The following is a 10,731-nucleotide window of genomic DNA, read 5'->3' as shown; positions in this document are numbered from 1 at the left end:
AGTTGAGCGAACTCGTAAACAGTTCTGTTGTGAAAATTTAGAAGCGACATTAAAAGAGAAAAAGCGACCAGGAAAGCCACGGAAGTTAACTAATTTTGCCGAAGCATATTTAATAGCAACAACTTTAAAATCCTTCCCCAAGGTAAAGAACCCATCTACAGTTCTTCCCGCCCTAACCCCAGAAGCGGTGAAACTATTTTTACCTGGGATGGACGCAATGCACCGGCTGGGCGCTATGAACTGCACTATGTTGCTAATATTGAACGAAGAGGTGGACCTAGCGATCGCATCGAAAGACGAATTGTATTTGAACATAACCCAAATTGGTTGAAATAAATCATGGCATCTCGGCAAAAAGCCAAACAAAAGTTTCCCAACTTCATCAATATTCGCCAATGGTTGAATTTTCTGAAAACATATCTAGTTGCTTTCTTTGTAGTCAGTGCTTCAGCGCTAAAGCGCTTACTACGAACTATTTCAAATCATCGAAATTCATTGTTGGTGTTGCTGCTACTTTTAGTTTTGGCTATCGTCACCTTTGCCGCTATTGTACCGGGTACACATACATTTGAAGGTAATATCATTTCTAAGGAAATGACTTTTATCTATAACGGAGAAGTATCTAAACTCTTTCTTCAAGATATTCGCGGTATTAAAGAATTAGAAAATGAAGGCAGACAAACCCTAACTTTAACAGGCAATTTTCAAAGTGAAACTTGGCCAGAACTTAATCAGTTAGACTCCTTAAAAATCCAGCTTAAAGGCAGTGAGAGTAGATGGATTATTGCCCCAGCTAATCTCCAAACAACAAGTGACATAAACCTAGATGAACTCCGGCTACAACCAAATACAAAAGTAGCTGGATTAAGTTATGACTTTTATCGCAATCAGCTTGCTTTTTCTCTGCAATCTAACTCTGAATTAAACTTAAAAAATAACCAAAATACAACATTAGACTTATATTTAGGCGAACAACCAATAAAAGTTATAGTAGAAGGTTATGAATTACTAGATTTAAAATTACCAAATCAACCCGATAAGCAAACACCGCTAGAATTTATTGTAAATCCAAATAATAAAAAATTTAATTTAGAAATAGCACCAAATACCAATATTTATATTACCCTAGCCAAACCTCCCAAATATGAATCAGAACAATGGTTTAGAGAAAAAATAGAAACCAAAGATGTTAAATTTCTAGATTTAGACAGAAATGGTAAAGATGCCAGAGACGATTTAAAAATTTCTACTATTGTGGAAGGTAAAATCCGCATGGTAGGTCAGGAACAGGACATTAAACCAAATCAGTTTCTCATGGGGGAAAATCCTGATACTCCTCTCAATATTGAATTAATACGCCATCTACAAATTGTCCCTAAAAAAGGGATAGAAGCCCGCTTTTCTGGGAAAACTAAAGAGATTCAAATTGGTCTAGATCAGGATTTTCCAGTTTCTCAAATACGGGGTAGCTGGTTAGATGGCGTTTTACCTCGTGATGCAATTATTGCGCTGTTCTCTTTTGGGGCTGCTACGGTTGCAAATCTTTTGTCTTGGTTCTTTAGTAACGCTTCTAAATCTGCGTCAAAACCTTAGGAAACGCGATTAATCGCGTCTGTACAAGAATTACGAATTAATCCGCAATACACTTCACCAAAGCTATGATCGGCATGAATCTCAATCACCATATCAACCAATGTTGCATCTTTTACTAACGGCTTGATGAATAATTCCGGGTGAAGCGATCGCCAAAAATAATTGACAAATTGCTCTATCTCTGCATTGCTCATCCCCGATTTACCCGCAGCAATCATCTGCTGTTCCGCTTGTTTGCGCCACTCCAAAGAACAGCGATAATCAGTTGGATATAGCACAATTAAGCTGTCTAATCGCTCCCACAGTGGTAAATAATCGTGGAGGCGAAGATTCATATCACGGGCAAATGCTCTATCTTCATCTGTAAGAATTGGCGGCGGTGCAGTCTCAAATACATCTGGGTCGATTGGTCGCACACCCACAAACCAGCCTTCAAATAGTACAATATCTACACCTGTAACCATTTCGGAAGTGGTGCGATCGCCAGCACCTCCAAAAGCAGATTTATCAAAGCGGGGAACCATCACAGGATTTTGCGACTGGCGGATTTGATCTAGTACATTTAAACCTAAATCTACATCGTGGGTTCCTGGTGGGCCGCGCCAAATCAAGCGGGGATCTTGCTGTGTTAAAACCAAGCGATCGCTGTAAGTTTTATATAAGTCATCCAAAGATAAACTCACAGTCCGGTATCCCAACTGATCGAGAATCAAGCTGAGAACCTTGGACATTGTGGTTTTACCAGTGCCTTGTCCTCCCAATATTCCTTGAATTAGGGGGCGTTCTAACTGTTGGCGCTGCGATGCTAGCTTGATTCCCAAAGGCAGCCACAAGTCCCACAATACTTGTAACATTTCCTTGGGTTCGATTTGAAAAGTACTTTGGCAGAATTGGCTAAAAGCTGGGAAGACCGATTTTAGTAAATGCGATCGCTTTTCTATCACTTCATCCACATTTTCCGGCGTGATCCCAAAAGCTTTTGCCCTCAACCCATCTGCTAACGCCGCTTCTCTTGCTTCCTGCTTCCTCATCTCCCTCATCTCCCTCATCCCCCTCATCCCCCTCATCCCCCTACGATCCCAGCTTAAAAGCTTCAAGAAACAGGCTGTAGGTCAAACCAACTTTGAGGAGATTTAGTGAGTCTATCAAGAGCGATCGCCTTGACAAAAACCTGGGACTATAAAATATCCTGCTGGTAATTTCCGTCAACAGTACTAAAAAAGCAGCTACCACAATATCCAACACACCCTCTTGACCGGCTGTAGTGGAAACTGCGTTTCCCAGAAAAAAACCAAACAAAAAACTAATTATCAGCAACGACAGCCGCCGCCAAGGATTTAAAAACCATTGCCCCAAGCGTGTAGCAATGGCATCGAATAAGTTATTGAGACGAGTGTTTTGCATCAGATAGACTTCTGGGAAAAAGTCAAGATATCTTGAAATATATCTATACTCAAAGAGGATATTGGTTTTAGCCTCAGCTTGTTTGTTAATATTATAGATATCTGCTGGGCTTACAGCGTTGATTTGAATTTGCACATCCTATCATCTTTACGGAAGTATAGCCCCTTAAAAGGCTGCTTATTCTAACGCAAGATGAAATATGCATCTTAGATTTATCTGAGGGTTTGGCAAAAAACGCCTTGTTGGGGCCGCTAGTACCGCAAGGCGAAAGTCATGCATTCACGCATTCACGCTTGCTTTAATTTTGGGCTTTCTCGCTGTTTTAAATGGTAGGTTTATTTCCGCCGACCTGTGCTAGTGGTTTCACGAAATTTTTATTTTTCTTTATACAAATGAATTGGCTGGCTCGGTATCTAATTTTCTTGTTTTTATCCAAGCTTACGGTCAAGACACAAAGCAATGAGTATTTCCCAAGTTTATCAGACATCAAGGAAATTATTTTCTCCGAATATTTTCTAATCAAAAGGATACTTATAATACATCAGTATCGCTAATTTGAGGAAAGTCTATATTAGACTACTTTCTATGATTCCCTTTTGGGATAATAGGCTACTATTTGGTCAAGCTTAAGCAAAATATTTATTTCTAATAACTCTCAATATGAAATCCTCAGTATATCGTAACGTCGGTGTTACAGTTTTTTGCTTGGGACTGCTTGTTGCTCTGGTGGGATGCTTTGGAGTGAGCGTATCCTTTGAGTCCACAAACCCAGATACATCTTCACAACCGCCGACTGAAACTACTCAGTGGGAGACGGCTTCCTCTACACCCATTTCACCTGAAAAGGGTATTTCCGCTAGTCTATCTACTCCAGCAACTACCTCAACCAATCAAGTAGAACCTAATATTAAAGAGAATACTTATCCTGTGTTGGCAGAGCGTGATAAATCAGCAAGCATTGGCAAGGATCAAGGAACTTTGCGAATGAGCAATCAAACAAATCAGCCTGTACGGTTGGCTCTACTGGCGCGACAGTCGCTCGCAAAAGGCTCTAGTACTAAACAGACTAACTATGATGTACCAGCACATTGGGATTTTGCTCCTCAAGAAGGTAGTGAGAAGGGACTGATTTTATCCCTACCTCAGAATAATTTAAAGCTGGAGAAGGGAGATATTTTAGTTGCTTTCGCACAAGATGGTTCCCGTCGTTACTGGGGCCCTTATGTTGTCGGCGAAACTCAATTACCTAAATGGAATTCCCAAAACAGAGAATGGCAACTAGTGCTGAGTCCATAGTCTATACAAGAAAAAGTGTAATATTGTTGAATTTAAAACTCCGAAGAACAAAAGATAGATAACCAACGACTATTTGAGTAGTGATTGTTGACTATTGACTAATGAGCATGAAATTGAGTGTTAAGCACACTGTTGATCAGTGGTTCAACAAAATAGCAAAGAATCCAGCCCTTGGTAGAACTGTGTCGATTTTGTGGTTGATAGTGATTGGCTGGATAGCTTTTGGGTGGAATTTGGGCAATATTGGTTTGATTGATGAGACAGAGCCGCTTTTTGCCGAAGCTTCCCGCCAGATGTTTGTCACAGGTGATTGGATTACCCCATTCTTCAATGGTGACACTCGTTTCGATAAACCTGCTTTAATTTACTGGTGTCAGGCGATCGCTTATGCAATTATAGGGGTGAATGAGTGGGCAGTACGCCTTCCTTCAGCGATCGCAGCCTTCGCCTTAGTTTGTTTAGCTTTTTACACCATACAGTGGTATTTCGCTAAACAAGACGAATTAGAGCAAGTTTCACGTCCTACTCGCCGCTACTTCACATCTTTTATAGCAGCAGCACTCATGGCACTCAATCCCGAAACTATTATTTGGGCGAGAACTGGTGTCTCTGATATGCTGCTCACCGGATGTATGGCATCAGCTTTGTTATGTTTTTTTCTAGGTTACGCAGGTAAGGAAGGGAGTAGGGAGCGGGGAGTGGGGAGTAGGGAGCAGGGAGTGAAGGGAGATGAGGCAGCAGGGGGAGCAAGGGGAGCAGGGGAAGAAGAAATCTGATAGTCGTATTGGATGCAGGAATTGAGTAATTTAATTTTTGGATGTCTCTTAAAGGCAGCAAACAATTTTAACGTACAAGTAAAATTTGCGATCGCTGATTAAGCAAATGCGATCGCTGATTAAGCAAATGCGATCGCTGATTAAGCAAATGCGATCGCTGATTAAGCAAATGCGATCGCTGATTAAGCAAATGTTGTCGCCGATATAGCAAATGCGAACGCCGAAATAACAAATGCGTACTCCGAAATAACAAATGCGAACGCCGAAATAACAAATGCGTACTCCGAAATAACAAATGCGAACGCCGAAATAACAAATGCGTACTCCGAAATAACAAATGCGTACTCCGAAATAACAAATGCGTACTCCGAAATAACAAATGCGTACTCCGAAATAACAAATGCGTACTCCGAAATAACAAATGCGTACTCCGAAATAACAAATGCGATCGCTGATTAAGCAAAGACCTAACTCCAGTAGGGGCATGGCATTGCCCATACGTGTCCACAAAAGCTAAAAGTAGCTTAACTGTGGGCTGACTCGCCCGCCTCGAACTAAAGTTCAAGGCTAATAGCTAAAGTCTACTGAAGTAGACTAAAGATTTTTAGCTATATTTAGTCATCTTCAGATGACTTTCGCTATTAGCAAGGAACTTCAGTTCCTTGCGGGACATGGTTCTTACGTTAAATTGACACCAATGGGCAAAGACAAGCCCCTACGAGAAATCTATATGTATCAGGGTTTTCGTGAATTGGTTTAATTTATAAGTTACATAAAAAAAGGAGGCAGTTACTAACTACCTCCCGACAAATTAAAGCTTGGATGGACTGAGAAATGTTTTAACAGCAGGCTAGAAACTCAGCTAGCTGCTCAAGAACATAATCAAGACCACTCCCAGGATAATCGATCCACCGCCAAGGATGAATGACCAGAAGCGATGGTAACTGTTAACAATGGTGCCATTTTCACTTTGGAGTTGAATCAAATCCATCCAAGGTGCAACACCCCGACGGAACCAACCCACCGCCCCAACTTGTTCACCAATCAAGCTTTTCACTCGCTTCATCCCAAACAGGAAATTGCCGATAGGGCCAAAACGTGAGGCATAATGCAGATAAAGCATTCCGCTACGATCCTGAATTTTTAAATCGGAACCAAATTTATAACCAGCGTCGCCACGACCAATTAGTTGACCTTTAAGTTTTGCAGGTTGTCCACGTAACGGACTGGCATAGGGGTCTGACATCAAGGTGAGAATATCGGTTTCTGCTGATTGTTTGTAGTCGGGGAACATCACCAAGGCTTTAACAATAATCCCCATCCCTAAACCAATAAATGGCGCACCAAATGCTAAACCTGTGTTTGGGGAACTTGACCACAGAATCACACCTATTACCAAGCCAACGAAGAAACATATAGTTTCAGCACCATACAGCACAACATCTAAAAAGAAGTTACCGTAAAGCCTACTCTTATTCAGAGTTTTGCCTTCTCCAATAACTCGCCCCATATCGAACTCAGTCGCTAAACCCAACTGTTCGGCATAGGTACTTAATGCACGAACTCGTTTACCTGTCAATGGGTGAGTGGAATTTAACTCCATCCACCAGCCCCAAGGGTTAAACATATCCCACAAAAAGACGCGTCCAACTTTTTGAGTATCGGATGCAATGCGGTAAGCAGTTCCTGTGGAAGCGGCGGCTTTATGGTCATAGATACCCAAGGCGCGAGTCCCTTCAATTAAACGGCTGGGTTCTTGTGTCCGTGAACCTTCTTCTAATATCCCGTAGGCAATCTTCACCAAAGCGCGGGATAATCCATTGGGATTACCTGTACTTTCGGCTGCAAAGTGGTCAGCAAAGTATTCTCGTGTCCGAGAGAGGTACAGCAGTAAATAAGTACCAATGACATAAAACACGTAGGCGACTAAGGCAGCAGTTTGCATAGCATCTTTAATTTTGCTATCGCCACCACGCCCAAATCTTCTAGCTGTGCTGTAAATCAGGTAGCAAATTTGCACTAAGGTAGAAGCTACTGTCATCACTGCGAAGTCCCAGTGGACGATGTGCCCCAATTCATGGGCGTAGACGGTAGCAATTTCATCATCATCTAGGTATGTGAAAAGTCCCTGACTGACTACTAAACGGGCGCTGTTCGGCAATGAGCCATAAGTAAAAGCCGTGGGGTTTTGGTCGTTAATGATTCCCAAACGGGGCGCTTTCAGCTTTTTCTGTTCACAGATTTGGCGAATAACTTTAGCCGTCTCTGGACTGAGGGCTTCAACTTCTGCTAACTCTACCCAGCGAGTTTGGTAAAGCCATCTCTGGGTTAAGTCCATGAGAAATGGAGATAGGAAAAACGCGGCGATATTAAAAACTAGGGTAATACCAATAGCGATCGCTAGCCCTTGGAGGGGATCGTCGCTACCCAAAATAAATACTAAGCTCAAACCTAAAGCGAAGACCATGCCAAATAGCAAGGTCATGGTGACACCAGAAGCTAACGCTAAACTACCACCCACACCTCCCATCGCTAATTTCATCCCAGTAGTGGCGGCGCGACCAGCTTTTTGACTGGCGTTAGATGGCGTTTGGCAAAAGGATTGACTAGCTTGTTCTGCCCAACTACGAGTCTGTGGGTCTTCACTCATCATTAACTTTTGACACAGGATTTTGGCTTTTTCGATTTCGCCTGTAGCTTGATAGGCTTTCATCAGCCACATCTGTGCTGAAAGATAATCTGAGGAATCACTTTCGCCGGAGGCGTTGGCGCGGCCATCAACGCAATCGCGGCAGAATTGTTCGAGTAATTCAACCGCTTCTTGATAACGTTTTTGTTTTAAGGCATCTAATCCAGATTGCAATGACATAGGATCTCCCTAGCAAAGGAGTGATATTTGATCCATCAATACTCAATAGATCCAGCGATCGTCATCACAATTTCGTAAAAATTCAAATATTGGCAGTATAAATTATTGGCTTAAGGAAAAGACTAGAGAAACATACATTACGATGTCTCTCTAGCCTCCGGTACGCATAAATCATTTTTAAGACTTTCAAATAAGCTCTGTAACAATACTTATAATATTTTTCGTGCTGTAAGTTTAGTACCTTTAATTTGCCTGTGTTCGATAATCATAGAATAAATGTTTTTAACCAAGTTTTGCTTCACCCGATCGGGGTAATCATTGATTACCCTGATGGTTCACCCGATTGGGGGAAGACATTAACAATTCAAAATTCAAAATAAACAATTAGGACTTACGCAAAAATTGCTAACTTCGCTTAATTTATCGAACCGCCAAGACGCCAAGAACGCCAAGAATTCGTAGAGCGTGCGTAAGTCCTAACAATGATGAACTCACATGATAAAATGAGGAAAAGGTAAAGATTTGTACTATGACTATTTTTAACATTGCTTCTCCCCTAATTGCGATCGCAGGGCAAACCCGCCAAGCTGCAAGTAAGCTAGCGATTCTCTCCACTGAAGCAAAAAATCAGGCGATTGAAGCGATCGCTCAAGCTTTAGAATCAGCTAGAGATGAAATTTTACAAGCAAATGTTGCTGATTGTAAAGCTGCTGATGCTGAAGGAATTCCCAAACCACTTTATAAACGCTTGCAGTTGGATGAACATAAATTAAGAGATGCGATCGCAGGGGTACGAGATGTTGGTAAGCTAGCTGATCTTATTGGTAAAGTACAGATTCACCGCGAACTTGACACTGATTTAATTCTCAAGCGAATTACTTGTCCTTTAGGTGTTTTGGGAATTATTTTTGAAGCACGTCCAGAAGCGGCGATTCAAATTGTTTCCTTAGCAATCAAATCGGGTAATGGTGTGATTCTCAAATGTGGAAAGGAAGCGGTGCGTTCTTGTGAAGCAATAGTTAAGGCAATTAAACAAGGATTATCTCAAACTGCTGTTAACCCTGATGCGGTACAGTTGCTGACAACTAGAGAAGAAACTTTAGAACTTTTGAAGTTAGATAAATATGTAGATTTAATTATTCCCAGAGGTTCTAATTCCTTTGTGCGCTTTGTGCAAGAAAATACACGGATTCCGGTATTAGGTCACGCTGATGGAATTTGTCATCTTTATATAGATAAAGCGGCAGATATTTCTAAAGCAGTTCCGATTACAGTAGATGCCAAAGCACAATATCCTGCTGTTTGTAATGCGATTGAAACTTTGCTAGTTCACCAATCAATTGCTAAAGAATTTTTACCAAAAGTTGCCGAAGCTTTGCAAGGACGCCATGTGGAATTAAGAGGTGATAAACGCACCTTGGAAATTTTGCCTAACATTGCAACTGCAACAGAAATAGATTGGGAAACAGAATACAGTGATTTTATTTTGTCGATAAAGATTGTAGATTCTATAGAAGATGCGATCGCACATATTAACGAATATGGTTCTCGTCATACTGACGCTATTATTACTGAAGATTCAGCATCTGTGGAAACTTTCTTTGGATTGGTAAATTCAGCTAATATATTCCACAATTGTTCTACCAGATTTGCTGATGGTTTCCGCTATGGTTTCGGTGCAGAAGTAGGAATTAGTACGCAACAAATGCCTCCCCGCGGCCCCGTTGGTTTAGAAGGATTAGTTACATATAAATATCAAATGACTGGCGATGGACATATTGTAGCTACTTACACTGAGGCGAATGCTAAAGCTTTTACTCATCAGGATTTAGTGTAAAATTTCCTCGAAATTGTAAGCTTTAGTAGCGTTAGAAATACATCGATTAATCCGGTTTATTTTTTATGTTAATAGTTTATCTGAGTTGTCAAAAGTTTTAATTGGGCCATGCCATCGGTTATCATTTAAGAAAACTTCGTCAAAGGCTCCATTAGTGTATTGACTAATTACCTTGCTCCAAAAGGCTTGTGCGCCTAAGTTCAAAGCAGTCTGCCGTACCTCCCAACTGCCAGGAAACTGCTCGAAAATGTGAGTAGCTACCTGTTTTCCAATGCCCTGGCTTCGATACCTTCTGAGGATAAAGAACTCGGCAATAGACATAGCATGGTTATCTTGATGAAGGTAGATGTGCTGATTAACAAGTACAAACCCTGCCAGCTTCTCATCAACTTTAACCAGAAATGCGTGTCGCTCAGGTTCTGTCCAATAGTAATCAAGATATCGATAGCCATACAAGCCGCAGGTATCTACATCTTTAGCTTCTATGTCACTCAGGTCATACTGGTATAGTTCCATTAAATTACACAGCACTGACTTCTGTTGTTGAGTAGCTTTTACCACTTCGATTAGATACGCCATAATAGATATCAGCCAAATTAGTTTTATTTTAACTTTCATGCAGTTTGAATGGGATGACGCGAAGAATCTCGAAAACATTCGTAAACATCAAATTGGGAGCATCCCAAATGTGTAAAAACATGATTTGTCATTGCGAGCGTAACGTAGTGAAGCAAAGCAATCGCAACATCTGTACTTTGGCGATTGATTGCTTCATTCCGCTTCGCTTCATTCGCAATGACGACTCATTATCTTAAATAAATTTGCTTGCATTGGGATGCTCCCGTGACTTACGCACTCAAGCCTGAAACCTAAATCTCCCCTAGCCGCCCGATGAAACCAATTCGCAATTCGCAAAAGCTGGTTTTGAAGTCGCAAAAGCTGGTTTTGAAGTCGCA

Annotated in this window: 9 protein-coding genes and 1 pseudogene; 6 read left to right on the top strand and 4 right to left on the bottom strand. The window is 41.3% G+C overall.

Annotated elements, in window-relative coordinates:
• The coding region (locus LC574_RS09265; protein WP_229453127.1) for a helix-turn-helix domain-containing protein at positions 1–331 on the top strand (331 nt) is incomplete at its 5' end.
• Between the two features lie 8 nt (positions 332–339).
• Positions 340–1,593, top strand: a complete 1,254-nt coding sequence (locus LC574_RS09260; RefSeq protein ID WP_229453125.1) for a hypothetical protein — start codon at positions 340–342, stop codon at positions 1,591–1,593.
• Here the strand turns inward: LC574_RS09260 and LC574_RS09255 are convergent.
• Positions 1,590–2,633 (bottom strand): glycerate kinase, encoded by a 1,044-nt coding sequence (locus LC574_RS09255; RefSeq protein WP_229453131.1) that lies wholly within the window; start codon positions 2,631–2,633, stop codon positions 1,590–1,592. The genes LC574_RS09260 and LC574_RS09255 overlap by 4 nt on opposite strands.
• Positions 2,634–2,664: 31 nt before the next feature.
• The gene (locus LC574_RS09250) at positions 2,665–2,997 is read right to left on the bottom strand and encodes a DUF565 domain-containing protein (protein WP_229453129.1); all 333 of its coding nucleotides are present in this window, start codon (positions 2,995–2,997) and stop codon (positions 2,665–2,667) included.
• Positions 2,998–3,657: 660 nt separating this feature from the next.
• Between LC574_RS09250 and LC574_RS09245 the strand changes: the two genes are divergently transcribed.
• From LC574_RS09245 to LC574_RS37895, 3 genes and pseudogenes are all read left to right on the top strand, one after another.
• The gene (locus LC574_RS09245; protein ID WP_229453123.1) at positions 3,658–4,293 is read left to right on the top strand and encodes a hypothetical protein; all 636 of its coding nucleotides are present in this window, start codon (positions 3,658–3,660) and stop codon (positions 4,291–4,293) included.
• Positions 4,294–4,394: 101 nt separating this feature from the next.
• Positions 4,395–4,988: pseudogene (locus LC574_RS09240) on the top strand (ArnT family glycosyltransferase); the annotation flags it as partial.
• Positions 4,989–5,154: 166 nt separating this feature from the next.
• The gene (locus LC574_RS37895; RefSeq protein WP_267871468.1) at positions 5,155–5,277 is read left to right on the top strand and encodes a hypothetical protein; all 123 of its coding nucleotides are present in this window, start codon (positions 5,155–5,157) and stop codon (positions 5,275–5,277) included.
• A gap of 654 nt (positions 5,278–5,931) precedes the next feature.
• On the opposite strand, the gene LC574_RS09235 is transcribed toward LC574_RS37895, so the two are convergent.
• On the bottom strand, positions 5,932–7,938 hold the full coding sequence (locus tag LC574_RS09235; RefSeq protein ID WP_229453121.1) for a zinc metalloprotease HtpX: 2,007 nt from the start codon (positions 7,936–7,938) through the stop codon (positions 5,932–5,934).
• Positions 7,939–8,467: 529 nt separating this feature from the next.
• On the opposite strand from LC574_RS09235, the gene LC574_RS09230 reads away from it, so the two are divergent.
• Positions 8,468–9,775: a glutamate-5-semialdehyde dehydrogenase gene (locus tag LC574_RS09230; RefSeq protein WP_229453119.1), complete on the top strand. Its 1,308-nt coding sequence runs from the start codon at positions 8,468–8,470 to the stop codon at positions 9,773–9,775.
• Positions 9,776–9,838: 63 nt separating this feature from the next.
• Here the strand turns inward: LC574_RS09230 and LC574_RS09225 are convergent, their stop codons facing one another.
• A complete protein-coding gene (locus LC574_RS09225) occupies positions 9,839–10,354 on the bottom strand; it encodes a GNAT family N-acetyltransferase (protein WP_229453117.1) in 516 nt (171 codons plus the stop codon).
• Between the last annotated feature and the right edge of the window lie 377 nt (positions 10,355–10,731).

The organism is Nostoc sp. CHAB 5715, assembly GCF_020829685.1.
In the GTDB taxonomy this organism is placed as follows: Bacteria; Cyanobacteriota; Cyanobacteriia; order Cyanobacteriales; family Nostocaceae; genus Nostoc.
The sequence above is the reverse complement of the archived record's forward strand: the minus strand, read 5'-3'. Positions and strand labels throughout refer to the sequence as shown.